Genomic DNA, 25,381 nt, shown 5'->3' on the forward strand with positions numbered 1-25,381 from the left:
CCAGCCGTAATCTACTGCCGCGTTAGCGAAGAGAAAGCTGGCATGCGCGGCACGAGCCTGCGCTCACAAGAAACCACATGCCGCGAATATGCGCGCTTTGCCGGGTTCGATGTGCATGAAGTCTTCACAGACAGCATGACGGGCGGCGTCACCAATCGCCCCGGCATGAGCGCGATGGTAGCCTTCCTAAAGAAGAACCGCAGCGCCGGATATACCGTCATCATCGATGCGATTGATCGCTTTGCGCGCGACATTCGCGGGCATTGGGATTTGCGCGACCTGCTGCGCGAAGCGGGCGGCAGGCTCGTCAGCCCTAAGATGGAGTTTAACGACGACGCGGACTCGATGATGGTCGAGAACATTCATGCGACGTTTGCGCAGCACTTCCGGCAGAAGAATGCGGAGCAAACACTTCGCCGCATGAAGGCGCGCCTGATGAACGGCTACTGGCCGTTCCAGGCACCTATCGGGTACGAATATTATTCGGTGAAGAATGGCGGGCGCATGCTCCGCCGCTGCGAGCCAGTCGCCTCGGTCGTGCAAGAAGCGTTGGAAGGCTTTGCCTCCAACCGCTTCGAGACAGCGGCGGACGTGATGCGCTTCCTTCGGGACAATCCACTCTTCCCTAAAGACACACGCGGCATTGTGCGCCATCAGCGCGTCTCGATCCTGCTGCGCAATTGTGTCTATGCCGGTTATGTCGAAGCGCCGAAGTGGGATATCCCGCTGCGTGAGGGGCAGCATGAGGGCTTGGTCTCGTATGAGACCTTCAAGCGCATCCAAAACAAGCTGAATGGCAAGACGACAGCCCCGCGTCGTCAGAATGTGAGCGAGGACTTCCCGCTTCGCGGTTATGTGCTTTGCAATGATTGCTCGACGCCGCTGACCGCCTGTTGGTCAAAAGGTCGGGTCAGTCGCCATCCCTATTATCTCTGCCCGCAGCGTGGTTGCACGAGCTACGGCAAGTCGATCCGCCGTGATCAAATTCACGGCGAGTTCGAAGCATTGCTCCACGCGGTGCAGCCAAATGAAAAACTCTTCCATGTCGCCGAGCGCATGTTGCGCAAGTGGTGGAATGGCCTTTCAGCAAACTCGAAGGACCAGGCGAAAGCGTTGCAAGCGCATATCGCGAAGATCGAACGCGATGTCGATAAACTGCTGGAGCGAATCCTCGATGTGAGCGAGCCGCGCGTGATCGCGAAGTTCGAAGAACGCATTCGCGATCTCGAAGATGAGAAGATCATTGCGAAGGAGCGCGCGGCGAAATCATTGCGACCTGCCAGTAACTTCGACGATACACTTAGAACCGCGCTGACCTTCCTCGCAAACCCTTGGAATTTATGGGCTTCCGAGGACTTCGATGGGCGTCGCGCAGTGCTGAAATTGATGTTCGCAGAGCGACTTCGTTATGCACGAAATGAGGGGTTTAGAACCGCAAATTTAACCTTACCGTTCAAGGTCTTAGGTGCTTTTGAATGTGGTGAAAACAAAATGGCGCGCCCGAAAGGATTCGAACCTCTGACCCCCAGATTCGTAGTCTGGTGCTCTATCCAGCTGAGCTACGGGCGCGCAAGCCGACTATGCGGCGGGCTGTCGGGATGTAGGTAAAAGTTCCTTCCAATCCCGAAGCGGGGCAACCCATACATGGCTGGAAGAACCATTGCAAGCGGCGCCATGCGATTTTCCTGGGAAGGATTCAAACGCGACCCTGCTGCAGCGGCAGAGTGAGGTCGAACCGCGTACCGTGTTCCGTTTCAACCAGTTCCAGCCGGCCCCCATGGGCCTCGGCGATCTCGCGGGCGATGGCGAGGCCAAGACCTGTTCCGCCCGAGCGGGCCGATCCCTCGAAGGCGACGAAAAGATTTTCTCGGGCGCGCGGCGGCAGGCCCGGCCCGTTATCGATAATGGATATGACCGCCTCGTGCGGACCTGCCTCGGCCATTACCGAAATATGGCTGTCCCGTCCTTCCTTGGCGACCGTCTCGAGCGCTTCACGGGCATTTTTAAGCAGATTGACCAGGAGTCGCCCGATCTGGCCGGCATCGGCCACAATCTGGAAATTGTCGGGAATGTCATTGCTGAAGCCGATAAGCGGATCGCTGGTCACCCGCGCTTCGAAGCCGGCATCATCCACCAGGGCCCGCAGCGGCACCGTGGTGAATTGCGGCGGCAGCACCGCCTCCCGGCCATAATCCAGCACCGATTGGGCGAAACCTATCGCCTTGTCCAGGGTCATCACCAGCCTCGGCGCCAACCTCTGCACCTGTGGGTCGTCCAGCGTCGCCACCTGATCGGACAGCAATTGCGCCGCAGTCAATGTATTGCGCAGATCGTGATTGATCTTGGCCACCGCCAGGCCGAGATCGGCCAGATGCCGCCGTTGCCGGAGCATGGCGAACAGATCGCTCTCCATGGCGGCCAGTTCGCGTTCGAGAATGCCGATTTCGTCGTTACGCGTCGACGGATTGAGGATCAGCGCCCCATTTTCCGGCGCCTTGCGGAAGGCCAGCATATTGGCCGTCAGGCGCAAAACCGGATCGATGAACAGGCTGCTCACCAGCATATAGAGTGCAAAGGCGGTGATCGCCGCAATGCCCAGCGAAACCAGGACGATGCTGCGCGAATAATCCAGCATGTCGCGGCGCAACGGGGCCTCGGGCATCAGCAGTTCCAGCAGGCTTTCATTGATGTCGCCTTCGCCGACGATACGCAGGGTGCGGCCGGGCCCGGCCAGCAGCGTATCGAGTGCCCCGGCGATCTGGCTGGGCAGATCGCGCTGCCGCAGATCGGCTGTCACGGCGCGCTCCGGCATGATCGGTTCGGTGAGTTCGATGAGCTGGCTCTGCCCCTCCCGCCGATAGACAATAGCATCGGCGCCCGCCGAAAGCAGCAATCTGTCGGTCAGGTCGCGTGGTAGCGCCATGACATCGGGAACCGCATCCAGTACCCGGGCCGCTACGATGCCGACCCGCAGACGGTCTTCCAGCCAGGTGGTGCGGAAGCTGGCGAGCGAGGGCAGATAAATGACGATCTCGACCAGCATGATCACCCCGATAATGGTGACGATCAACTTGTTGGACAGGCCGGAAAACCGACTATTGATGACGCGTGACTGGTCTTTCATCTCCTCCCGATCATATGTCAGTCCCGCTCCTGGCGTCAGCCCCCACCGCCGGAAAGAACCGTGCCCGAGATTTTTTGCTGCCTCGGCTTCGCCGGTCAGACTCAACCAGACCGGCAGGAACCTTCACTTCCGCCAGAACAAGAGCCGCCGCCGCGCCGCGCGCCAGCGCCTTGTCCAGAGCGGAACCGGCTTGAGGAAGGCGGCACTCTCGCCCAACCCCGCCAGTGAATCGATCAGGCTCGGATGTGGCAAGGACAGATGGGCCAACGCTGCTAGCGCGATGTTCTTTTCCATGGCCACGCCCGACATGGCGGCCATTTCCGCTGCCCCGGGCCCGACAAATCCGGCGCCGGCAATATTGCCATTGGGCGCGATCAGAGCTTTGGCGAGGCCCTGTGCCCCGCCCAGAGCCCGCGCTTGCTCATTCTCCACCAGACTGGCGCGCAGGAGATGATGGCCCGGCAGCGCCTTGCCATTATTTGCCGGCAGCATGCCGATCTGCGCCAGCGGCGGATCGGTCGGCACCAGGCGCGGCTGGGGCGCAAGCTTCGCGACCGGCGAACCGAGCAGCAATGTTTCGACGACGGCGCGGCCATGGCTGATGGCATGATGCCATTGGTCAATGCCCGCCGCTGCCCCCACGACCCTGATCCGGCGGTTGCTGGTCTGGCCCAACGGTCCCAATGCATATTGTCCGGCAATGTCGCGCCCCGGCCGCAATCGTGCCTTTTCGGGCATCAGCGCTTCCAGGTCAGCATGGCCGGCTTGAGACACCAGAACATGCGATATGTCGAGCGCCTCCCGCTCGCCGGAGGATAGCTCCACCAATGCCCCGGTGCCCTGCGAACGCGGGACGATTTCTTCGATGCGCGCGCCATCCAGGATGCGGATTCCCTCGCCGGCCAGCGTCGTCAGCAGGATTGCGGCGAGGTCCTGGTCGTAATCCGGCAGGGCGGCCCCTTGGGGCACCAGGGTCACCTCCGAACCGAGCCGGGCAAATATCTGCGCCAGGCTGAATGCCGCAGCATCGCCGCCGATCACCAGCAGATGCGTTAGCTTGCGATTGTTGTCGAGAATGGTGTCGGGCGTAAAATAGTCGATCTGGTCCAGGCCGGGAATCGCTGGAACGGGGCATGAGGCCCCCAGAGCGAGAATAATGGAGCGCGGCCTGACCTGGATATCGCCGACCAGCAGGCTGTTTTGATCGATGAAGGAAAATGCGCCCCGGACGATGTCGATCCCCAGGGCGGTCAACCGATCGCGATCAACCATGGGCGCCTGCTCCAGCGCCGCGGCCGAGGCCCGCTCTCTTACCGCCTTCATGCTGATTTTTGGCTCGACCTCGCCCAGGCCGAGCGCCGCCGCATGGCGGATTGCGTGGGCGCGGGCGGCGCTGGCCTGCAGGGCGGCCAGGCGCAATGCCTGTTGCGGCCCATCGCCCGGCTCAGGCGGGCCGCGATCCACAAGGGTGACGCGTGCGCCCAGCCGCCGGGCATATTGCGCTAACGCGATTCCCAGCGCGCCAGCGCCGACAACGCACAAATCGGGTCGAGATTGATCAGCCATGTCCGCTTGGGCCAGAATAGATTGCGCATTTATGCGAGGGAAAGCCGCGCTTGACAACCGTGACGCCGCGCGCGATCCGGCCGGTAAGGCGCGTTGACTTGGGCACCGCTTTTCCCTATAGACCGCACCAACCCGAAGGCGGCATGACATGCTCGCCGCCAAGACCATTTCTGCTGCAAGCAGCTGCAATAAGAGGAACCGTGCTGAGCGCGGTCTGATGTTATGAAGCGTACATACCAGCCCAGCAAGCTCGTGCGTGCCCGCCGTCACGGTTTCCGCGCGCGCATGGCGACCAAGAACGGCCGCACGATTCTCAATCGCCGCCGCCGCGATGGCCGCAAGAAGCTGTCGGCCTAACGGATTGCTGGCCGGATGACGGCCGACGATTTCAAGCCTGAACCGACATTGCGCCGTTTGAAGCGGCGTTCGCAGTTTCTGAAAGCCGCCCGGGGCAGTCGCGCCGGGCGTTCTGCGTTTGGACTGCAGATGATCGCCACCAGCGAATCCGAACCGGGTGTCGGTTTTACCGTCACCAAAAAAATCGGCAATTCGCCCGAGCGCAATCGCATAAAAAGACGTCTGCGCGCTGCTGCGTCAGCCTGTGCGCGTGACTTTCGCCCGGGACATGACTATGTCCTCCTGGCGCGGCGGGAGGCCCTGAGCCTTCCCTTCGCCAGACTGGTCGCCGATCTGGGCGGCCTCATCACCCGCGTGCATGACGAGAATGCGGGCCACAAACGCAATAGTCCCGGCCACGGTCAACGGAACACGAGACAATGAACTCTGACAATCGCAATGTGATCCTCGCCGTGGTGCTCAGCATGATGGTGCTGTTCGGCTGGCAGTTTTTCATTGCCGGTCCCCAGCTCGAACAGGCCCAGCGCCAAGCCGAAATCCGCGCCGCCCAGCAGACGGAGGCCAACGAGCAGCTTGCCACGCCGCAGGCCGGCGCTCAGGACCCGGGGGCCGCTCCGGCCGCAGCCGGTACTCAGGTCTTCGCCGACCGGGACAGCGCCCTGGCCGCAAGCGATCGCGTCGCCATTTCCACGCTCGACCTTGAAGGCTCCATCAATCTCATCGGCGCCCGGATCGACGATCTGGAGCTCAAGCATTATCGCGAGACGGTGGAACCCAATTCTCCCACTATCGCATTGCTCAAGCCGGCCGGTCTCCCCGACGCCTATTTCATCGAGCAGGGCTGGGTGGCTGCCGCTGGCTCCAATATCACCTTGCCCGACAGCCAGACCGTCTGGACGGCGGAAGGAGACGCTACCACTCTTACCGCCGAAACCCCGGTGACGCTGCGCTATGACAATGGCGAGGGCCTGGTCTTCCGCCGCACTTTCGCAGTCGATGACTATTACCTGTTCACCGTCACCCAGACGGTGGAGAATGGCGGATCGGGCGACATTGCTCTGTTCCCCTTCGCCCGTGTGGTTCGCCATGGCGATCCCAAGGTGCAGAACTTCTTCATCCAGCACGAAGGCCCGATTGGCGTGCTCGGGTCCAACAATTACGTGGCCCGCAAATATCACGACCTTCAGAACGACCGGCAGGTCGACTTCGCCGCGACCACTGGCTGGCTCGGCATGGCCGACAAATATTGGGCGACAGCGGTTCTGCCCGCGGCCGGCACCGCGATCAATGCGCGATTTGCCTATAGCGCCCCCGCCGGCACGCATGTCTACCAGTCCAATTACGTCGAAACCCAGCCGGTGATCATTCCCGCGGGCGGAACCGTGGGCCACGCCGCCTATGTGTTCGCCGGCGCCAAGGAAGACCAGGTCATTGCGTCCTACGAACAGCAATATGGCTTCGACCGCCTCGAACTGCTGATCGACTGGGGCTGGTTCCACTTCCTCACCAAGCCCATGCATTGGCTGCTGGTCACTCTGTACGGCGTATTGGGCAATTTCGGCCTCGCGATCCTGGCGGTGACCGTTATCGTCAAGGCGCTCTTCTTCCCGCTGGCCAACCGCTCCTATGCCTCCATGGCCGCGATGCGCCGCGTACAGCCGGAAATGAAGGCTATCCAGGAACGTCTCAAGGATGACCGCGCCGCTCAGCAGCAGGCGATGATGGAGCTTTACAAGAAGGAGAAGATCAACCCGCTTTCCGGCTGCTGGCCTGTCCTCATCCAGATTCCGGTTTTCTTTGCGCTTTACACCGTCATCTTCATCTCGCTGGAAATGCGGCACGCGCCGTTCTTCGGCTGGATTCAGGATCTGGCGGCGCCCGATCCGACCAATATTTTTACCCTGTTCGGCCTGATTCCCTGGGACCCGACCGTGGTTCCGCTCCTCGGCGCATTCATGCATCTTGGCGTCTGGCCGGTCATCATGGGCATCACCATGTGGGTGCAGATGCGCCTCAATCCGCCGCCGCCCGATCCGACCCAGGCCATGATCTTCAACTGGATGCCGGTGATCTTCACCTTCATGCTGGGCACCTTCCCGGCCGGGCTGGTGATCTACTGGGCCTGGAACAACCTGCTCTCGATCATGCAGCAATGGGTGATCATGCGGCGGCACGGCGTCGAGGTGAACCTGTTCGGCAACATCATGAACAGCTTCCGCCGCAAGCCCAAGGCGACGGAAGAAGTCGGCAAGAGCTGAACCACATCAATCCTGCGAGCCCGCCGCTTATCCCGGCGGGCTTGCTCTTTAAGGGGCAGAAACATGACCCAGCCGGACTATTCCCCCCATATCATCGAGCGCGGGCGACTGCTCTTCGCCCGCCCCTTCGCTTTCGTGAAAGGTTGCGTCAGCATTGCCGACCTGCCGCCGATGGACCGCATCGAGATCGCTTTTGCCGGCCGTTCCAATGTCGGCAAATCGAGCCTGATCAACGCGCTTTGCGGCACGTCCGGTCTGGCGCGCACCTCCAATACGCCGGGCCGGACACAGGAACTCAATATCTTTGAGAGCCAGAGTGAAAACCTGCGCATCGTCGACATGCCCGGCTATGGTTTCGCCAAGGCGCCCGAGCCCAAGGTGAGGGCCTGGACCCAGCTCATCCACCAATATCTGACGGGCCGCGCCACGCTCCGGCGTGTCTATGTGTTGGTCGACAGCCGCCATGGCCCCAAGGACAACGATCTCAGCGTCATGAACGAACTGGACCGGGCCGCCGTAAGCTATCAGGTCGTGCTCACCAAGGTGGACAAGCCTTTGGCCAAGGACGTGGAAAACATCGTCGCCAAAACCAGCGCCGCTATCGCCAAGCGTCCCGCCGCCCATCCGGGCATCATCCAGACCTCGAGCGAGAAGGGCACGGGTCTCAGCCAGTTGCGCACCGAAATCGCGCTGCTGCTGGAGAGCTGAGGCTGCAGGCGGCGCGCCGGCCCGGCCATTCGATTATCGTGGCTTTGCTGCCTGATACAGGAAGCGGGCGATATAGTCGCGCAACAAGGCACTATCCGACCTGTTGGCGAAGGACGCCAGCGCTTTGTCCAATTGGGCTTCGGACACGCTGTCCCGCCTCATCTCGGCCAGAGCCATGGCGAAACCATCGGAAAACTCCGGGTGCGGCTGGAAGCTGAGCGCTTTTCCCGACCGATAGAACAGGCCCGCATGCGGCGCGAAATCCGACGCCAGAATCACCTCGGCTTCCGCCGGCGGTACGATCACCTGGTCCTGATGCGAACAGGCAATGGCCAGCGTCGGCGGGGCGTCCCGCATAAAGCCCGGCCGCCCCACGACATTATAGCTGTGCCGTCCCAACCCCCAGCCCTTATCCGACTTCTGCACCGTGCCGCCCAGGGCATCGGCCATGATCTGGTGGCCGAAGCAAATCCCCACCATCGGCGTTTGCGCGGCATAAGCTTCGCGAATGAAGGCGCGCAAAGGATCGAGCCAGGCGTGATCCTCATAGACCCCGGCGGGCGAACCGGTAATGACCACGCCTTCGAGGCTGCTGGGATCGGGCAGTTCCTGACCATCAAGCACATTGACGGTTTCGAAGGCGAATGGCAGGCCCGAAGCCTCGAACATGGCCATGAACTTGCGGGGAAATGAGACGAAACGATCCGCGATGCGCTCCGGAACTCGCCCGACTTCAATGATTGAGAGTTTCATTGCCACCAGCGCTGTTTGATTGTTCGTCAGGTAGCCGATAGCGGAGCCGACCTCAAGCCGCCGGCTGAAAACGCAATGCCACGCCATTGATGCAATAGCGCAGGCCTGTCGGTGGCGGCCCGTCTTCGAAGATGTGGCCCTGATGCCCGCCGCAATTGCCGCAATGCACCTCGATACGGGTCATCCACAGCGAATTGTCTTGCTTGGTGCCCACGGCGCCGGGAATGAAGTCCCAGAAACTGGGCCAACCGGTGCCGCTGTCGTATTTCTTGGCGGATTCGAACAATGGCTGGTCACAGCCGGCGCAATGGAAAGTCCCGGCGCGTTTTTCGTCATTGAGCGGCGAGGTGAAGGCCCGCTCGGTGTCCTCGTGCCGCAGCACCTGATAAGCCGCCGGCTCCAGCCGCGCCTGCCATTCCGCATCGCTGAGCTGGAACGGAAACACCGCTTCTTCGGCCAAGGCCGGGCGCCATGGCACCAGCGCCGCTAGACCGGCCAGCAGAACGTGACGACGATTGAGCGGCATGATGGCATCCCTCCTCGCAGCCATTATAGGCCCGCCAGGGGGAAAGCGCCGTCAAGACTTGGTGAGGCGCCGAAGACGATGGGATTGGGCCGCCAATCCGGCCTTCCCATCGCCGCCATCCAGTGGTCAAAAATTTAACGGCGCAGGCCCGACCAGGCCGGGTCCGAAGCATAGCTTTCTGTGGGGATGGTCTGGGCGCTCCGGCCCCAGATATCGACGCTCATCAGGCGCGGGCCGTCATTGCCACCCGGGTCCTGGAAGAACATGATCACCCGGCCATTGGGAGCCCAGGTTGGACCCTCGGCATGATAGCCCGAATACAGCAGGCGTTCGCCCGACCCGTCCGCATTCATGATGCCGATATGGAATTGCCCGCCGGACTGGCGCGTAAAGGCAATCAGATCGCCGCTCGGCGACCAGACCGGGGTGGAATAGCTGCCCTGGCCATAGCTGATGCGCTGAGCATTCCCGCCCCCGGCGCTCATCATGTAAATTTGCGGCGAGCCGCCCCTGTCGCTTTCGAAGACGAGCCGGCTGCCATCGGACGAATAGGACGGCGACGTGTCGATCGCTGCGCCCGAGGTGAGCTGCATCGGCTGGCCGCCGCCGGTGGCGATGGCATAGATATTGGTGGCACCGCCCTGCTCGACGGAAAAGGCCACTGTTCCCCCGTCGGGCGAAAAGCGCGGCGCGAAGGTCATTGCGCCCACCGAGGCCAGGCGCTGCTGGCGGCCGGTAGAGAGCTGCAGCAGATAGACCTGGGGATTGCCGTCGGCGAAATTCATATAGGTCAACAGGTCGCCGTCGGGCGAAAAGCGCGGGGTCAGCGCCATGGTGGAACCATCGGTGAGATAGCTCACATTGGCGCCGTCCTGGTCCATGATGGCCAGGCGCCGGGTGCGGTTGGCCTTGGGGCCGCTCTCGGCGACATAGACCACGCGCGTATCGAAATATCCGGTGCCGCCCGAAAGCTGAGAATAGATGGCATCGGAAATCTGGTGGGCGATGCGCCGGGCCGAATTGGGATCGGTCGAATAGCTATTGCCGACGACCTGCGCCGCCTGCTGGGTATCCCAGACACGAACCGAGGCGGAAATCTGCCCGCCGCGCTCAACCGCGCCCATCACGACGCCATCGACATTGGCGGTGCGCCACACGTTGAAATCGGGCGTGGCGTTGACGTCGCCGACGCGGACCGGCAGCGAGGCCGGATCGAGCGGCAGGAACAGGCCGGAGCGCCGGAGATTGTTGCGCACGATTTCGGCGATCTCGCGCCCGAAACCGGCATCGGACGAGGCGAAGTCCGGAATGGCGATGGGCAGCGGCTGGAAATTGGCCCCTTCCACCACGATGCGCAATTGGGCGAGGGACATGGGAGCAGTGGCCAGCAGGGCGCCGCCCGCCAATCCAAGCTTTAGCGCGGTGCGCCGGTTCACAAGATTCATCTCGGTTCGTCTCCAGTCTCGCCGTTGGGACCGTTCTTTGGTCAGCAAACAGGCAAATTCAAGGTCAAGGTCTTAGTTCCACTTCGATCTGGCGCCATTGGTCATAGGCGTCAGCGGACAGCATTGAATAGGGGCCGCATTGCATCACCGCCCGCTGCGCGGCCCGCGCGATCCCCTGTCCGGTGGGCGAAGGATCGGCCGAAACCACCTGCGGCGTGCCGTTGACGCTGCCATCGCGGTTCATCGAAACCCGCAGGGTGACGTTCATGCCGCTGTTGAAATCGCTGGGCAGCAGGTTCCAGCAGGTCTTGATCCGCGCCACCAGCCCGTCAATGGCCGTCTGGCTGAGACGGGCCGAGGTGCCGGTGGTATCGCCCAATGTGGTCGAACCGCCCTGCCCCGTCGTGCCGCCGGTGGTTGGGGCATTGTTGATGATATTGTTGATCTGGTCGGCGGCGGTCTGGCTGGGCTGGGTTGCCGGCGGAGTCGGGCGCGGCTGCTGCGCTGCGGCCTGGCGCTGGCGCTCTTCCTCCTCGCGGCGGCGGCGTTCGGCGGCCTGCGTCTGCTCGCGGATCTGGGCCAGATCGTTCGGCCGCGCCGTAGGCATGGCGACATTGACCTGCGGGGCCGGCTGTGGCTCCGGCTCGGGTTGAGGTTCTGGTTCCGGCTCGGGTTCCGGCGTGGGCTCGGGGGTCGGCTCCGGTTCGGGCTCGGGCGTCGGGGCCGGCTCCGGCACGAGGTCCGAGGGCCGTGTCTGCGGCAATGCAGGCGGCGCCGGCGCTGGTTCGGGCTCGGGCTGCGGCACCGGTTCGGGCGCCGGAGCAGGCTCCGGTTCAGGTTCCGGTTCCGGCTCCGGCTGCTGCTCGGGGGCCGGCGCCGTCTCGGTCACCGGCGCGGGCGTCGGCACTTCGGCGGGCGACGGCGTCACCTGATCTTGCTCGGTATTCCCGGTCGGCTGGGCCAGTTCGGCCGGCACATCCGTATCGACAACCGAGGGCGTATCGGTCTCGACAACATCGCTGTCGAGCTGGCCCAGGCGGATATTGGAATATTCCTCGATGGGCACGAGGTCGACCGAAATGGACTGCACGCTCGCTTCCAACGGCTCGGTGGACCCCAGATTGATGAGACCCAGAACCAGCAGCAGCACATGCGCAGATATCGAAACGGTCAGGCCCGTCCGCATGAGCCCGGCCTATCTCTCGCGCTCGGTGACGAGCCCGATCTTGGTATATCCAGCCGCAGACAGCATGCCCATGACGCGCATGACCGTGCCGTAATTGGCGGTGGTGTCGCCGCGCAGGTAAATGCGGTCTTCGGGGGTCGCCAGCGTGCCAACCAGGCCCACGAGCTCGGTCTCCGAGACTGGCGTGTCGTCGACGAAAATGGCGCCCTCCGGGGTGACCGCGACCGTGATCGGACGGGTCTGGCTTGGCATTTCATTGGCCGCGGTGCGCGGCAGGTCCACCGTCACGCCCGAGGTCATCATCGGGGCCGCGACCATCATGATGATCAGCAGCACCAGCATGACGTCCACCATCGGCGTAACGTTGATCTCGCTCATCACCGCGTTCTTCCTGCGGCGCCGGCGGCGTCCGCCGCCGCCACTGCCCGATGCGACACCCATACCCATGTCAGCGGCTCCGTGCTTCGAGCTGGCGGGACAGGATGGTGGAGAATTCGTCGGCAAAGCCTTCAAGGCGTCCGGTCAGCTTGCCGGCATCCGAGGACAGCTTGTTATAGGCGATAACCGCCGGAATGGCGGCCACCAGGCCGATGGCCGTGGCGAACAGGGCTTCGGCGATCGGGCCGGCCACCACGGCCAGGTTGGTGTCGGACGAGGCCGCGATATTGGTGAAGGCGTTCATGATGCCCCAGACCGTGCCGAACAGGCCGATGAACGGGCCGGCCGAACCGATAGTGGCGAGGAAGCCCAGGCGCTTCTCGAGATATTCGCTTTCGCGGGCGATGGCGACGTCCAGTACCTTGTCGAGACGCTGCTGCATGCCGACGAAGCTCGCCGCGTTCTGCTCATGGCTGCGCTTCCATTCCTTCATCGCCGCGACGAAGACGGCGCCGAGGCCGCCCGAAGGCTTTTCGGATTGCTGCTGGTAGAGCTCTTCCAGCGACTGGCCCGACCAGAAGGTGCGCTCGAAGCGGTTCATTTCCGACCGCAGGCGCCGGTAAGTGATTGTCTTGTCGATAATAATCGCCCAGCACCAGACCGAGGCAGCAAGCAGGCCCAGCATCACCGACTTGACGACGATGTCGGCCATCCAGAACAGGCCCCAGATGGACAGATCGGTATGTGGAGCAACCGCTCCAACTGCATCCATGGCTTCCATGAAAATTCCTTCTCGGCCCGGCTCACATAAGCGGCCCCATCGTCGGTGCGATGGGGACAAAATCTGTCAAAATTAAGAGAAATGCCGGCTTTTCCGGGCGATAGGCGCGCCGGCGCATGACAGTTCCGCCTTTGCGCCCTTTATGGTCACCAAAGGGTTAACAAAGAGAATCCGGAAAAGGGTATTCGCTGACAGACTGCTAACGTTGAGGCTCGCACAACGCGCGTAACGCTGACGGCAGGCGCGCCGGACCGCCGCTGGTCTTGATGGCAACGACTGTCAGCTCGGCTTTGGTGAGCGCGACGTCTTCACGCAAAATTGTCTGACGCAATTCGAGCCGGACACCGGTGGCGGCAAGCGGCTCGGTGATCACTGTCAGCATGTCGTCGATATGGGCGGGAGCGAGGAAGTCGAGATGCATCGAACGGACGGCGAAGGCGATGCCTTGTTCGGCCAGTTCGGAATGGTGAATGCCGGCATCGCGCAGAAATTCGGTGCGGGCGCGCTCGAAGAATTTGAGATAGGCGGCGTGATAGACATTGCCGGAAAAATCGGTGTCTTCGTAATAGATGCGAATGGGAAAGCGGTGCCGGGTCATGATCGCTCGTCGTGAACGACATGAACCGGCTGTGGCGGCAGATCGCGCAGGAAATTCGGCAGCCAAGCGGGGAGCAGGTTGAATTGCTCCAGCGCGGTGCCGGCGAGCTTCACCCAGTAGAAGGACAGGTCGTGCCCCTCGTCCTGCCGCACCAGCCAGGGGGAATTGCCGTTCGGTCCCTGCCCCGGCAATTGCGCGGCGTAGAAGAAGCCCAATTCGTGGAAATCCTGTTCCTCGCGGCGATAGAAGCTTTCCGAAGTCGCCACCAGCGGTCCGATCGCGGCCGGCATGGCCAATTCCTCGGCGATTTCGCGCTCGAGACTGAACAGGCTCGGCTCGCCCAGTTCCACCCGCCCGCCGGGCAGCATCGTATAGGTATCGTCATCCTCGCGGCAGAGCAGGACATGATCGTTCACGATGATAATGGCGGCGACGCGGTAATTGAAGCGCTGCCCGCCAATGGGAAAGCTGATGACGTGGCGGGCGCTCATTCGCCGTTCTCCTCGAACAGGCTCGACTGCATGCCGACAAAACCCTGCGGCAGCGTCTTGCCCAGATGCTGGAAGGCAATGGCGGTGAGCATGCGGCCGCGCGGCGTACGCTGGATGAAGCCCTGCTGCAACAGATAGGGCTCGACGATTTCCTCGATGGCGTCGCGCGGCTCGCTGAGCGCGGCGGCGATGGTCTCGATGCCCACCGGACCGCCATTGTAGAAATCGGCAATGGTGGTGAGATAGCGCCGGTCGAGCTGGTCGAGCCCGCGCGCATCGACGTCGAGGCGCAGCAATGCCTTGTCGGCAATGGCGCTGTTGATCTCCGAAGCGCCATCGACCTGGGCGAAATCGATCACCCGCCGCAATAATCGCCCGGCAATACGCGGCGTGCCGCGCGAACGCCGGGCAATCTCCATCGCCCCATCCGCCGCCATGGGCATGCCCATCAGCCGCGCGCCGCGCGTGACGATCTGCACCAATTCCTCGGGCGTATAGAAATTGAGCCGTACCGGAATGCCGAAGCGGTCGCGCAAGGGCGTGGTGAGCAGACCCGCGCGCGTCGTCGCCCCGACCAAGGTGAACTTGGCGAGATCGATGCGCACCGACCGGGCAGCCGGCCCCTCGCCGATGATGAGGTCGAGCTGAAAATCCTCCATCGCCGGATAGAGCACTTCCTCGATGGCCGGGTTGAGCCGGTGAATTTCATCGATGAACAGCACGTCGCGCTCTTCGAGATTGGTCAGCAATGCCGCCAGGTCCCCGGCCTTGGCGATGACCGGGCCGGAAGTGGCGCGAAAGCCGACGCCCAATTCCCTGGAGATGATCTGCGCCAATGTGGTCTTGCCCAGCCCCGGCGGGCCGACGAACAGCACATGGTCCAAAGCCGCGCCGCGCTGCCGCGCCGCCTGGATGAACACTTCGAGATTGGCCCGCGCCGCCGCCTGGCCGACGAAATCGGCAAAGCCGGATGGCCGCAGGGCAACGTCGAGATTGTCGTCGCGGCCAGCGGCGGCGGAGGTGAGGTCGGTCACGCGAGCAATTCCATTCCGGGGATGCGCTTGGCGGCGTTCCTATCGAAGGTCATCGTTTTTCTGGCTCCCGCTTCCGCAGCCGTCAGGGCGATCAGAAAATCTGCGATATCGACACCGATATCGTGCGCGGCCAGCACGGCCTCCTGCACCAGGTCAGCGCGCTCGATTTCAATGTTCGCGCTTTCGAACAGCGATTCGAGCGCAGCGAAGATAGCGTCATCGGCAAAGCCATAGCTGCGTTTGAGCACCCAGGCCAGTTCCACCAACACCACTATGCCAACATATCCCGGATCATCTTGGGACAGCTCGCCCAGCAGGCGCAGCGCTGCTTCGGTCTGCGCGGACGAATCCTCGACAAACACGCGTACAAGTACATTGGTATCGAGACCGATCATCGTGATGTCTTGCGCCGAAAGCGATCCGCGGCCTCATCAAGAACGGCCTGGTTCATTTCTTCAATGTCGACCTGCCGGCCATTCGGCGGTTTCCCCAGAAGACCGGCAAAATCCTCCAGCCTTTTTGTCTTGGCGGTGACGACAAGCACACCATCCTTGAGCCTCCACCGCAGCGGAGTGCCCTCTTTGATGCCCAGCGCGTCGCGAACGGATTTTGGAATGGTCGTTTGCCCCTTGCTCGTCACCGAAGAAGAAGCATCCACCTGAAAAACGCTGTTCATCTGGGAACCCCCGCTTATCCTTACTTTATAATAGTAGTAAGGAAAAATACCAAAACAAGGCTAAGCGCTCAATTCCCGCAAGCCCAGCCGGATCAGCTTTTCCGTTGCCGTGTCGTCGCCTTCCTTGGCCACCACCCGCGCCAGGGCCGCCGAGGCCTGGGCGCTGGAATAGCCCAGATTGGTGAGGGCCGAGGCCGCATCGGCGACATTGCTGGCGGCAATGCCTTCGCCCAGGGCGGCTTGCAGGCCCAGCGTACCGGCATCGACAGCGCCGAGGGCCGGGACCTTGCCCTTGAGTTCGGTGACGACCCGCGTGGCCAGCTTGGGACCGACGCCATTAGCCCGGCCGATCATGGCCTTGTCCTGCAGGGCGATGGCGCTCGACAATTCCGCCGGCGACAGCACCGAGAGAATCGCCAGCGCCACCCGCGCCCCGACGCCCTGCACGCCGGTCAGCAGGGTAAACCAGCTCTTTTCCGCCTCGTCGGCAAAGCCGTAAAGTCGAATGAGGTCTTCGCGCACAATGGTCTCGATGAACACCAAAGCCGCCTCGCCGACGCGCGGCAGCGCCTGCAGGGTGCGCGCGGAACCGAAAACCTGGTAGCAGACGCCGCCGCAATCGATCAGCACCCAATCGTCCCCGAAGGCGTCCACCACGCCCTTGAGCTTGCCGATCATGCCACCACTCCCATGCGACGCGCCGACACCCGGTGATGGGCGTGGCAAATGGCGATGGCCAGGGCGTCGGCGGCATCGGATCCCTTGACCACTGCGGTCGGCAACAGCGTCCTGACCATCAGGGCCACCTGGTCCTTTGCCGCATGGCCGGTGCCGACCACGGATTTCTTGACCAGATTGGCCGCATATTCGGCCACCGGCAGGCCGCGCAGGGCCGGAGTCACCAGGATGACCCCCCGCGCCTGCCCCAAGGTCAGCGCCGAACGCATCCCGGCATTGACGAAGGTTTCCTCCACCGCCACCTCGTCGGGCCGATGGGCATCGAGCACATCGTTGAGCGCTTCGGCCAGGGCCGCCAGCCGCTCGGCCAGGGCGCCAGCGACCGGCGGGGTCAGCGTGCCGCCGGCGACGAAGCCGAGCCGGTTGTCCACAGCTTCGATAATACCCCAGCCGCAACGCCGCAGCCCCGGATCTATGCCGATGATTCGTACGGGATGTTTCATGTTCGTCCTTGTACCGGGCTTGGTGCAGCCTACCAAGATCAAAGTGAACAAATCAGCAACATAGTGCATTGGCAAAATTTGATCCATGCCGGCAACATTGTGTTCACGAACGCCTGTCTAGTTTGCCGCCGGGAATGCAGAAATGTGGAATGAGAATGCTCGGAGCGAAAAACAGGCTCAACAGGCAGGCATGGTTGCGGGTCTATCGGAAAACCGGGTTGCTGACGGCGATCTCGGTGGTGTTGTCGATCGTCATGACCAACGCGATCATGGAAACTTTCTCGTCCGGCATCAATGTCGCGGGATTGATGGTGTCCATCGTCACGCCACTGGCCCTGGGCGCACCGGCCATCGGGCTGGTCCTCTACAAGCAGGAGCAATTGCGCGCCGCCAACACCCAATTGCAGAAGCTGGCCAGCTTCGACTGGTTGACGGGGTGCCTCAATCGCGGCGCCTTCACCGCCATGGTCAGCCAGTCGCTGTCGAGCGGTTCCGTTTCGGGGGCCTTGCTGGTCATCGACGTCGATCATTTCAAGAGCATCAATGACAATCACGGCCACGACCGCGGCGACGACGCGCTCAAGCTGATCGCCACCACCTTGCAGCAGACGGCCGGCGAGAACGCGCCGCTCGGCCGCCTGGGCGGAGAAGAATTCGGCATCTTCCTGCATCGCCTCGACGAGCGCGGCGTCGCCCGGATGGCCGAAAGGCTGCGCGCCGCCGTGGCGCGCCTGGCCTTCGTCACCGACGGCCATGGCTGCCCGCTCTCGATCAGCATCGGCGGCGCCACGTTCAGCGGCCAGACCGATTTCCGGACCTTGTATAAAATGGCCGATATCTGCCTTTACCAGGCCAAGTCGGCCGGGCGGGACCGGATCGCCCTGATCGACGCGGCGTAGAGTTTTTCCATCCTTTACGCCGGCGGTGACGGCTTTATTCCTGGATCGTCACCCGCGCGCTCGACGCGAGGGCGTTTGCGGCAGACCCATAAAAAGAACCCTCGCGTCGAGCGCGAGGGTGACCAAGGTGGGGCGGGCCAATGTCATGGCCCGATAGCCTGCCTCAAGGGAGGGAAGGAGCCGCCGGAAAATGCCTACTGATCCAGCTTGGCAGCGTCCTCGTCGCTCATGTCGAAGTTCGAATAGACGTTCTGCACGTCATCGTCTTCTTCCAGCGTATTGATGAGCTTCATCAAGGTGGCACCTTTTTCGGCGTCGATGGGGGTGGAGTTCTGCGGCTTCCAGATCGCCTTCACCGCCTCGGCCTCGCCCAGCACCTTTTCGAGTTCAGCGGCGACTTCGGCCATGCCTTCGAAGCTGGTATAGATGTAATGGCCGTCCTCGTCGCTCTCGACATCCTCGGCCCCGGCCTCGATGGCCGCTTCCATCACCTGGTCTTCCGAACCGGCGCCGGCGGGATAGGTGATCTCGCCGACGCGGTCGAACATGAAGCCCACCGAGCCGGTCTCGCCCAGCGCGCCGCCATTCTTGGAGAAATAGGAGCGCACATTGGAGGCGGTGCGATTGCGATTGTCGGTCAGCGCCTCAACGATGACGGCGACGCCGCCCGGGCCGTAGCCCTCATAGCGGATCTCGTCGTAATTCTCGCTGTCGGCGCCCGACGCCTTCTTGATGGCGCGGTCGATATTGTCCTTGGGCATGGACTGGGCGCGGGCATTGGCCACGGCCAGGCGCAGCCGGGCATTGAAGGCGGGATCGGGCTGGCCCATCTTGGCGGCGACGGTGATTTCGCGCGCCAGCTTGGAAAAGACCTTGGACCGGATCGCATCCGACCGGCCCTTGCGATGCATGATGTTCTTGGCGTGGGAATGGCCAGCCATGTTTACCTCGAACGTAACATTCTGAAATTGGCCCGCTTATAGGAGGCGGGACGCCAAAAATAAAGCGACGCCGCGCGGCAGACGCCGGTGCGGGGCTTCAATCGCGGAAATCCGGCAGGGTCTGCGCCAGCACCCCACCCAGCCGCAACGGTGCCACATGGCGGGCGAGACCGCTGCGCGGATCGGTTTCCACCGCGACGCCACACAAAGTGGCCTCCCCCTCGGCCGGGGTGAAGCGGCCATTGGGGATGCCGGTGAGGAAGCGATTGAGCGGCTCGTCGGTCTCGGTGCCGATGATGGAATCGAAATCCCCGCACATGCCGGCATCGGCCATGAAGGCAGTGCCGCCCTTGAGCAGGCGGTAATCGGCGGTAGGGATATGGGTATGGGTGCCCACGACCAGGCTGGCGCGGCCATCGAGGAAATGGCCCATGGCCTGGATTTCTGACGTCGCCTCGGTGTGGAAATCGACGATCACCGCATCGGCTTGCTCGCCCAGCGGACAGGCGGCGATGGCCGCTTCCACGGCGCGGAACGGATCGTCGATGGGCGGCATGAACACCCGGCCCAGGGCGTTGACCACCAGCACGCGATGGCCATTGCGGCCCTCGGCCAGCATGGCGCCACGCCCCGGCGTGCCGGGGGCGTAATTGAGCGGGCGGATCAGATTGGGTTCGCGCTCGATATAGCTCAGCGCCTCGCGCTGGTCGAAGGCATGATCGCCCAGCGTGACGATGTCGGCGCCGGCATCGCGCAAGGCCCGATAATGGTTTTCGATCAGCCCCTTGCCATGGCTGGCATTCTCGCCATTGACCACCACGAAATCGAACTGGTAGCGCGCGATCAGCCCCGGCAGGCGCTCGGCCACCGCATCGCGGCCGGCGCGGCCGACCACATCGCCGAGAAACAGCAGCCTCATGCCGATTTCCCGAAGAAACGCACACCGGCTTCGGTGATGACGACATCGAGCGGGATATCATGGTCACCGCGCGGAATATGGGGCAATTCCTGCGCCGCGAAGGCCAGACCCACCAGCATGGGTTTCTTGCCGATCTCGGCCAGCGTCCGGTCGTAATAGCCGCCGCCATAGCCCAGCCGCGTCCCGGCATCATCGAACCCCAGAAGCGGCATCAGCACCAGGTCCGGCTCGGCGCGCGGAGCGAGGTCGGAAGGGGCGAGCGTGCCGAATCCGGCCTCGTAAAGCGGCTGGTCGGCTTCCCAGACCCGCAGATCGAGCGGCGCCTCGGCACCCTGCACCACCGGCAGCACCACTTGCTGACCGCTATCGATCAGCCGGACGAGAATGGGCTGGCAATCGAGCTCGTCGCGGATGCGCCAATAGCCGGCAATGACGTCGTCCGGCGCAAAGGCGATGTCCTCGAAGAACAGCCGCGCCACCTGCCGGGCGGCGTCGGCGCGCTCCTCGCTGGAAAGCGCCGCCCGGGCAATATGCGCTTCCCTGCGAAGGGCGGCCTTGGTTTCCTCGATTGCAGAATCGGCCATGCGCCCTCTGAAAACACCGAATTTCGTGCCGCCCTGGCCGTGGGATCGTCGATCCCGGGAACCTACTCACGTAGGTGGGCGCCGTATGTCCGAGCCCACGGGCCCGGTCAGGGACAGCTCCCTTAGGATCGATTAAGGCCCCGGGGATGTGATGTCCTCACGCACCGGGCAGCGCCCAAGATATAGGCGCTTCCCTCCCCCCATGCAAAGAGGCAGGCACAACTTATGAGAGGATTGCACAACCCTGTGAGCGCCGAGGCGCCATGGGGGGCCATCGCCATATTCGCCGCTATGGTCGCCATGGCATGTCAAAGAAGCTCGAACCAATCCTGCAGATGGTGCAGGACCCGAAGGACAATCACGTCCGCGCCATCAACCACGTAGAGAATATGGTGCGCTTCGCAAGGCATGAGGCGGACCGATCGGCCGGCCGCCTGGCGCGCGGGAGCCAGCTCCGGATGGGCGGCCAAGGTATCGAACATGGCGATAAGCCGTTGCACGTAGCGGCGTGACTGGGGCAGGCCGAAGGCAAGCGCGCCGGCCAAAGCAATCTCGGAAATATCTTCGTTGGCCTCCTGCGTTGTGCTCCAGGCCATTCTGATTCACGCGCTTTTCTTGTGTCGGACCGCGGCCTCCGCCTTCCCCATCACCCGCTCCAGCAACTCCTCTTTGCTGTAATTGGTGATGCCGCTCGCCAGCGCGTCATCCACCATCTGCTGGAGTTTTTCGCGCGCGTCAGCCCGCTTCCGATCCATGCGGATCAGGTCGCGCACATAATCGCTGGCATTGGCGTATTGGCCGGTTTCGACCTGTTTCTCGACCCAGTCTTTCATCGCGTCGGGCAGCGATACATTCATCGTGGCCATGGCAAATCTCCAACAACTTTGGCAATCTTTGCCAAAGTTTGCCACAGATTACGGCAGGATCGCCGCGCCGTCCAGCGTGTCGGCCACACCTTCGAGCGCCTTGGCGGCTTCGGAAAGCCGGCGGGCGAAGCGGGTTTCGGTGCTTTCAAGCTCGGTGGTGATATCCTGCCCGGCCTGGCTGAGCGCCTCGACCTGTTCCTGGAGCGCGGCGATCTTGCGCTCCGCCTGGCTCAATTCGTCCAGCACCGCGATGCCGGCCATGACGGTGAGGCGATTGTCGCCGATTTCTCCCACCGCCTCCTTGAGATTCTCGACCTGGCTGTTGAAGCGCTCGGCCAGGCTGATCAGACGACCCTGCTGGCCCTCTTCGCAGGCCATGCGATATTTGCGGCCATTGATCTCGACATTGACTTCGGGCACTGCGCTACTCCGCTTTCTGCAGGACGGAGCGCACCGTCTCCATGGCGTCGACCAGCCGCCGCGACACTTCATGGGCGCTGTCGTCGAGCCGCTTGGCCCGCGCCGAGGTCTTGTCGAGCTCGGTGGCCAGCCGCGCCCGCTCATGCACCAGGCGCTGGGTATCGACCTCGATACGCTGATGCCGCTGCAAGCGCGCCGCCAGTTCGCGCGTACTGGTTTCGAGCCGGGCCAGCGCCCGGTCGAAATGGGCGTTGGCCGCAGCCAGCCCCTCTTCAAGTTCCGTCTCACTCATGGCCGCTACCGCCCTCAAGACGCATCGATTCCAGCCGCAATAACCTGCCCCAGCCGGCGGACCATTGCAACCATATCCCTGCCTGAAACCCCCGAAATCCGGCGCCATGCCGCAGCGGAAACGAGGCTGGCGACATTGACAGGTGAGCCGAACCTGTTATGCCTCAACCCGCCTCGGGAGAAGGCCGGACAGGCCTCTGCTCCCTTGAAATTGCAGCCTTCCTGAGAGAGCGGTCAGCCCATGACGAACACAGCCCAGCAGAACGATTTGGCCAATGCGATCCGGTCCCTGTCGATGGACGCGGTCGAGAAAGCCAATTCCGGCCATCCCGGCCTGCCGATGGGCTGCGCCGATATCGCCACCGTACTCTTCACCAAGGTGATGAAGTTCGATCCCGCCGACAGCCATTGGGCCGATCGCGACCGCTTCATCCTGTCCGCCGGCCACGGCTCGATGCTGCTTTATTCCTCGCTCTACCTGCTGGGCTACGAGGACATGGATATCGAGCAGCTCAAGAATTTCCGCCAGCTCGGCTACAAGACCGCCGGCCATCCCGAATTCGGCCACGCCCAGGGCATCGAGACCACGACCGGGCCGCTGGGCCAGGGCCTGGCCAATTCGGTGGGTTTCGCCGTGGCCGAAGCCAAGCTCGCCGCCGAATTCGGCTCCGACCTCGTCGACCATCATACCTGGGTACTGGCTGGTGACGGCTGCCTGATGGAAGGCATTTCCCAGGAAGCGATTTCGCTCGCCGGTCACCTCAAGCTCAACAAGCTGGTGCTGATCTGGGACAACAACAACATCACCATTGACGGCAAGGTGTCCAACGCCGACTCGACCGACCAGATCGCCCGCTTCCAGGCGGTGGGCTGGAACACTATCGAAATCGACGGCCATGACCAGAACGCCATCGAAAAGGCCCTGCTCGACGCCAAGAAGTCGACCGACAAGCCGACCCTGATCGCCGCCAAGACCACGATCGGCTATGGCGCGCCCACAAAGGCCGGCAGCGAAAAGGTCCATGGCTCCCCGCTCGGGGCCGAGGAACTGGCCGGCGCCAAGGCGGCCCTGGGCATTGACTATCCGGCTTTCGAAATCCCCGCCGCGATCCTCGATGCCTGGCGCGCCGCCGGCAAGCGCAGCCAGAATATTCGCGGCGAGTGGGAAGCCCGTCTCGCCAAGTCGGACAAAAAGGACGAGTTCACCCGCCGCATGTCCGGCACGCTGCCCGCCGGCTTCGCCAAGGCCATGGCCGATTACAAGCGGAAGCTCGCCACGGACAAGCCCAAGGTCGCCAGCCGCAAGGCCAGCCAGATGGCGCTGGAAGTGATCAACAGCCATGTGCCCGAGACGCTGGGCGGTTCGGCCGACCTCACCGGCTCCAACCTCACCAATACGCCCGAGACCCTGCCTTTCCAGGCCGATAACCGCACCGGCCGCTACATGATGTACGGCATCCGCGAGCATGAAATGGGCGCCGCCATGAACGGCGTGGCGCTGCATGGCGGCCTCATCCCCTATGGCGGCACCTTCCTGGTCTTCACCGATTATGCCCGCCCTTCCATCCGCCTGTCGGCGCTGATGGAGCAGCGCGTCATCTATGTGATGACCCACGATTCCATCGGCCTGGGCGAGGACGGTCCGACCCACCAGCCGGTGGAGCATCTGACCGCCCTTCGCGCCATTCCCAACCTACTGGTGTTCCGCCCGGCCGATGCCATGGAAACCGCCGAATGCTGGGAACTGGCAATGGAAACTGCCGACCGCCCCTCGATCCTGGCGCTGTCGCGCCAGAACCTGCCGGCGGTCCGCACCGAATATTCCGCCGAGAACAAGTCGGCCAAGGGCGCCTATAACCTGATCGGCCCCGCCGATGCCGATGCGGTGATCTTCGCCACGGGCTCGGAAGTGGCCATCGCCGTCGAGGCGCAGAAGCAGCTGACCGAGCAGGGCGTTGCCGCCCGCGTCGTCTCGGTGCCCTCGATGGAGCTGTTCGCCAAGCAATCCGACGCCTACAAGGCCGAAGTGCTGGGCAGCGCCAGGGCCCGCGTCGCGGTGGAAGCCGGCATCCAAATGAGCTGGAACAAGCTGCTCGGCGACAAGGGCCGCTTTGTCGGCATGCATTCGTTCGGCGCTTCCGGCCCCATCGACGACCTCTATGCCCACTTTGGCATTACATCGAAGGCCGTTGTTGAAGCGGTCACCGGACAATTGTAAGAGAGCCGCGCCTCCCTTTTTCTTTCTCCCGCCCTAGGAGCGTCTAACATGGCAGTTCGCATCGCCATCAATGGCTTTGGCCGCATCGGCCGCAATATCCTGCGCGCCATCATCGAATCGGGCCGCACCGATATCGAAGTCGTGGCGATCAACGATCTCGGTCCGGTCGAGACCAATGCCCATCTTCTGCGCTATGACAGCGTACATGGCCGTTTCCCTCATGAAGTGATTGTCGATGGCGACAGTATCGATGCCGGCCGCGGCCCGATCCGGGTCACGGCGATCCGCGATCCGGCCGATTTGCCGCATGCCGAAATGCAGGTCGATATCGCGCTGGAATGCACCGGCATCTTCACTTCCAAGGAAAAGGCCTCGGCCCATCTCAAGGCCGGCGCCAAGAAGGTGATCATTTCCGCCCCCGGCGACGGCGCCGATCTCACCGTGGTCTATGGCATCAACGACCACCTGCTGGGCAAGGAACACGTGGTCATTTCCAACGGCTCCTGCACCACCAATTGCCTGGCGCCCATGGCCCTGGTGATGGATGACCTGGTCGGCATCGAAAAAGGCATGATGACCACGGTTCACTCCTATACCGGTGACCAGCCGACGCTCGACACCATGCATAAGGACCTCTATCGCGCCCGCGCCGCCGCCCTGTCGCAAATCCCGACCTCGACCGGCGCCGCCAAGGCCATCGGCCTGGTCCTGCCCCAGCTCAAGGGCAAGCTGGACGGCGTCTCCATCCGGGTGCCGACCCCCAATGTGTCGCTGGTCGATCTCAAATTCGTCGCGGGCCGCAACGTGACCGCCGAGGAAGTCAATGCCGCCCTGGTGGCCGCCGCCGACGGCAAGCTCAAGGGCGTGATGACCTATACGACCCATCCGCTGGTCTCGAGCGACCTCAATCACGACCCCCATTCCTGCACTATCCTGCTCGACCAGACCAAGGTGATCGACGGCAATTTCGTCAACATCATGGGCTGGTACGATAATGAATGGGGCTTTTCCAACCGCATGGCCGACACCGCCGTCGCCCTGGGCAAGACGCTCTGAGCCGCCGGAAAGCGAATATGAAAGGGCGTCCTTCGGGGCGCCTTTTTCGTTTGCGGCATCCATCCGCCAGACAGGCGCTTTTCACCCTTCCGCCATTCGTGGCACTCTGCTACCCCACGGCCAGA

Annotated in this window: 29 protein-coding genes, 1 tRNA gene, 1 other RNA gene and 1 pseudogene; 8 read left to right on the forward strand and 24 right to left on the reverse strand. The window is 62.9% G+C overall.

Annotation, left to right across the window (positions count from 1 at the left end; genetic code table 11):
- Positions 1-42: 42 nt before the first annotated feature.
- Positions 43-738 (forward strand): annotated as a pseudogene (locus O9Z70_RS16285) (recombinase family protein); the annotation flags it as partial.
- A 754-nt stretch (positions 739-1,492) separates the two neighbouring features.
- Here O9Z70_RS16285 and O9Z70_RS11950 read toward each other — a convergent pair.
- From O9Z70_RS11950 to O9Z70_RS11960, 3 genes are all read right to left on the reverse strand, one after another.
- Positions 1,493-1,569, reverse strand: a tRNA-Arg gene (locus tag O9Z70_RS11950).
- Positions 1,570-1,696: 127 nt separating this feature from the next.
- Complete coding sequence (locus O9Z70_RS11955) at positions 1,697-3,124, reverse strand: sensor histidine kinase (RefSeq protein ID WP_286019676.1); 1,428 nt, start codon at positions 3,122-3,124, stop codon at positions 1,697-1,699.
- Between the two features lie 123 nt (positions 3,125-3,247).
- On the reverse strand, positions 3,248-4,690 hold the full coding sequence (locus O9Z70_RS11960; protein WP_286019677.1) for an FAD-dependent oxidoreductase: 1,443 nt from the start codon (positions 4,688-4,690) through the stop codon (positions 3,248-3,250).
- 222 nt (positions 4,691-4,912) lie between these two features.
- Here O9Z70_RS11960 and rpmH point away from each other — a divergent pair, with 222 nt between their 5' ends.
- From rpmH to yihA, 4 genes are all read left to right on the forward strand, one after another.
- Positions 4,913-5,047 (forward strand): 50S ribosomal protein L34, encoded by a 135-nt coding sequence (gene rpmH, locus O9Z70_RS11965; protein ID WP_286019678.1) that lies wholly within the window; start codon positions 4,913-4,915, stop codon positions 5,045-5,047.
- A 15-nt stretch (positions 5,048-5,062) separates the two neighbouring features.
- Complete coding sequence (gene rnpA / locus O9Z70_RS11970) at positions 5,063-5,470, forward strand: ribonuclease P protein component (RefSeq protein ID WP_286019679.1); 408 nt, start codon at positions 5,063-5,065, stop codon at positions 5,468-5,470.
- Entirely contained in the window at positions 5,467-7,305 is a 1,839-nt protein-coding gene (yidC, locus tag O9Z70_RS11975; protein WP_286019680.1) for a membrane protein insertase YidC, read from the forward strand. The genes rnpA and yidC overlap by 4 nt, the downstream gene beginning before the upstream one ends.
- A gap of 63 nt (positions 7,306-7,368) precedes the next feature.
- Positions 7,369-8,013 carry a ribosome biogenesis GTP-binding protein YihA/YsxC gene (yihA, locus tag O9Z70_RS11980; RefSeq protein WP_286019681.1) on the forward strand — a complete coding sequence of 215 codons (645 nt, stop codon included), beginning with the start codon at positions 7,369-7,371 and terminating at the stop codon, positions 8,011-8,013.
- 33 nt (positions 8,014-8,046) lie between these two features.
- Here yihA and O9Z70_RS11985 read toward each other — a convergent pair whose 3' ends face one another.
- The 13 genes from O9Z70_RS11985 to ruvC form a co-directional block, all read right to left on the reverse strand.
- Positions 8,047-8,766 carry a type 1 glutamine amidotransferase gene (locus tag O9Z70_RS11985; RefSeq protein ID WP_286019682.1) on the reverse strand — a complete coding sequence of 240 codons (720 nt, stop codon included), beginning with the start codon at positions 8,764-8,766 and terminating at the stop codon, positions 8,047-8,049.
- 52 nt (positions 8,767-8,818) lie between these two features.
- Complete coding sequence (gene msrB / locus O9Z70_RS11990) at positions 8,819-9,292, reverse strand: peptide-methionine (R)-S-oxide reductase MsrB (protein ID WP_286019683.1); 474 nt, start codon at positions 9,290-9,292, stop codon at positions 8,819-8,821.
- 134 nt (positions 9,293-9,426) lie between these two features.
- Positions 9,427-10,737, reverse strand: a complete 1,311-nt coding sequence (tolB, locus tag O9Z70_RS11995) for a Tol-Pal system beta propeller repeat protein TolB (protein ID WP_286019684.1) — start codon at positions 10,735-10,737, stop codon at positions 9,427-9,429.
- A gap of 64 nt (positions 10,738-10,801) precedes the next feature.
- Positions 10,802-11,923, reverse strand: a complete 1,122-nt coding sequence (tolA, locus tag O9Z70_RS12000) for a cell envelope integrity protein TolA (protein WP_286019685.1) — start codon at positions 11,921-11,923, stop codon at positions 10,802-10,804.
- 9 nt (positions 11,924-11,932) lie between these two features.
- On the reverse strand, positions 11,933-12,370 hold the full coding sequence (locus tag O9Z70_RS12005; protein ID WP_286019686.1) for an ExbD/TolR family protein: 438 nt from the start codon (positions 12,368-12,370) through the stop codon (positions 11,933-11,935).
- Between the two features lies 1 nt (position 12,371).
- Positions 12,372-13,073 (reverse strand): protein TolQ, encoded by a 702-nt coding sequence (gene tolQ / locus O9Z70_RS12010; protein ID WP_286022007.1) that lies wholly within the window; start codon positions 13,071-13,073, stop codon positions 12,372-12,374.
- Positions 13,074-13,281: 208 nt separating this feature from the next.
- A complete protein-coding gene (gene ybgC, locus O9Z70_RS12015) occupies positions 13,282-13,680 on the reverse strand; it encodes a tol-pal system-associated acyl-CoA thioesterase (RefSeq protein WP_286019687.1) in 399 nt (132 codons plus the stop codon).
- A complete protein-coding gene (locus O9Z70_RS12020) occupies positions 13,677-14,171 on the reverse strand; it encodes an NUDIX hydrolase (protein ID WP_286019688.1) in 495 nt (164 codons plus the stop codon). Before O9Z70_RS12020 ends, ybgC begins: the two co-directional genes overlap by 4 nt.
- Positions 14,168-15,205, reverse strand: a complete 1,038-nt coding sequence (gene ruvB / locus O9Z70_RS12025) for a Holliday junction branch migration DNA helicase RuvB (protein WP_286019689.1) — start codon at positions 15,203-15,205, stop codon at positions 14,168-14,170. Before ruvB ends, O9Z70_RS12020 begins: the two co-directional genes overlap by 4 nt.
- Positions 15,202-15,600, reverse strand: coding sequence for a type II toxin-antitoxin system VapC family toxin (locus O9Z70_RS12030; RefSeq protein ID WP_286019690.1), 399 nt, complete (start codon positions 15,598-15,600; stop codon positions 15,202-15,204). Before O9Z70_RS12030 ends, ruvB begins: the two co-directional genes overlap by 4 nt.
- Positions 15,597-15,881 carry an AbrB/MazE/SpoVT family DNA-binding domain-containing protein gene (locus O9Z70_RS12035; protein WP_286019691.1) on the reverse strand — a complete coding sequence of 95 codons (285 nt, stop codon included), beginning with the start codon at positions 15,879-15,881 and terminating at the stop codon, positions 15,597-15,599. Before O9Z70_RS12035 ends, O9Z70_RS12030 begins: the two co-directional genes overlap by 4 nt.
- Before the next feature lie 60 nt (positions 15,882-15,941).
- Positions 15,942-16,559 (reverse strand): Holliday junction branch migration protein RuvA, encoded by a 618-nt coding sequence (gene ruvA, locus O9Z70_RS12040; protein WP_286019692.1) that lies wholly within the window; start codon positions 16,557-16,559, stop codon positions 15,942-15,944.
- Positions 16,556-17,062, reverse strand: coding sequence for a crossover junction endodeoxyribonuclease RuvC (gene ruvC / locus O9Z70_RS12045; protein WP_286019693.1), 507 nt, complete (start codon positions 17,060-17,062; stop codon positions 16,556-16,558). The genes ruvA and ruvC overlap by 4 nt, the downstream gene beginning before the upstream one ends.
- A 155-nt stretch (positions 17,063-17,217) precedes the next feature.
- Between ruvC and O9Z70_RS12050 the strand changes: the two genes are divergently transcribed.
- The gene (locus tag O9Z70_RS12050; protein WP_286019694.1) at positions 17,218-17,961 is read left to right on the forward strand and encodes a GGDEF domain-containing protein; all 744 of its coding nucleotides are present in this window, start codon (positions 17,218-17,220) and stop codon (positions 17,959-17,961) included.
- 194 nt (positions 17,962-18,155) lie between these two features.
- Here O9Z70_RS12050 and O9Z70_RS12055 read toward each other — a convergent pair whose 3' ends face one another.
- From O9Z70_RS12055 to O9Z70_RS12090, 8 genes are all read right to left on the reverse strand, one after another.
- Positions 18,156-18,902 carry a YebC/PmpR family DNA-binding transcriptional regulator gene (locus O9Z70_RS12055; RefSeq protein ID WP_286019695.1) on the reverse strand — a complete coding sequence of 249 codons (747 nt, stop codon included), beginning with the start codon at positions 18,900-18,902 and terminating at the stop codon, positions 18,156-18,158.
- A 97-nt stretch (positions 18,903-18,999) separates the two neighbouring features.
- The gene (locus O9Z70_RS12060; protein ID WP_286019696.1) at positions 19,000-19,821 is read right to left on the reverse strand and encodes a TIGR00282 family metallophosphoesterase; all 822 of its coding nucleotides are present in this window, start codon (positions 19,819-19,821) and stop codon (positions 19,000-19,002) included.
- On the reverse strand, positions 19,818-20,405 hold the full coding sequence (locus O9Z70_RS12065) for a 5-formyltetrahydrofolate cyclo-ligase (RefSeq protein ID WP_286019697.1): 588 nt from the start codon (positions 20,403-20,405) through the stop codon (positions 19,818-19,820). Before O9Z70_RS12065 ends, O9Z70_RS12060 begins: the two co-directional genes overlap by 4 nt.
- Positions 20,406-20,426: 21 nt before the next feature.
- Positions 20,427-20,583, reverse strand: a non-coding RNA gene (gene ssrS, locus O9Z70_RS12070) — 6S RNA.
- A 130-nt stretch (positions 20,584-20,713) separates the two neighbouring features.
- Complete coding sequence (locus O9Z70_RS12075) at positions 20,714-21,001, reverse strand: type II toxin-antitoxin system RelE/ParE family toxin (protein ID WP_286019698.1); 288 nt, start codon at positions 20,999-21,001, stop codon at positions 20,714-20,716.
- A 6-nt stretch (positions 21,002-21,007) separates the two neighbouring features.
- Positions 21,008-21,271, reverse strand: a complete 264-nt coding sequence (locus O9Z70_RS12080; protein ID WP_286019699.1) for a type II toxin-antitoxin system ParD family antitoxin — start codon at positions 21,269-21,271, stop codon at positions 21,008-21,010.
- A gap of 48 nt (positions 21,272-21,319) precedes the next feature.
- Positions 21,320-21,691 (reverse strand): cell division protein ZapA, encoded by a 372-nt coding sequence (locus O9Z70_RS12085; RefSeq protein WP_286019700.1) that lies wholly within the window; start codon positions 21,689-21,691, stop codon positions 21,320-21,322.
- Positions 21,692-21,695: 4 nt separating this feature from the next.
- The gene (locus O9Z70_RS12090; RefSeq protein ID WP_286019701.1) at positions 21,696-21,983 is read right to left on the reverse strand and encodes a DUF4164 family protein; all 288 of its coding nucleotides are present in this window, start codon (positions 21,981-21,983) and stop codon (positions 21,696-21,698) included.
- Between the two features lie 240 nt (positions 21,984-22,223).
- Here O9Z70_RS12090 and tkt point away from each other — a divergent pair, with 240 nt between their 5' ends.
- Together tkt and gap are read left to right on the forward strand one after the other, a co-directional pair.
- Positions 22,224-24,200: a transketolase gene (tkt, locus tag O9Z70_RS12095; protein ID WP_286019702.1), complete on the forward strand. Its 1,977-nt coding sequence runs from the start codon at positions 22,224-22,226 to the stop codon at positions 24,198-24,200.
- 48 nt (positions 24,201-24,248) lie between these two features.
- On the forward strand, positions 24,249-25,256 hold the full coding sequence (gene gap / locus O9Z70_RS12100) for a type I glyceraldehyde-3-phosphate dehydrogenase (RefSeq protein ID WP_286019703.1): 1,008 nt from the start codon (positions 24,249-24,251) through the stop codon (positions 25,254-25,256).
- The last annotated feature ends 125 nt before the right edge of the window (positions 25,257-25,381 follow it).

This window comes from Devosia sp. YIM 151766 (assembly GCF_030285925.1).
Classification (GTDB): domain Bacteria; phylum Pseudomonadota; class Alphaproteobacteria; order Rhizobiales; family Devosiaceae; genus Devosia.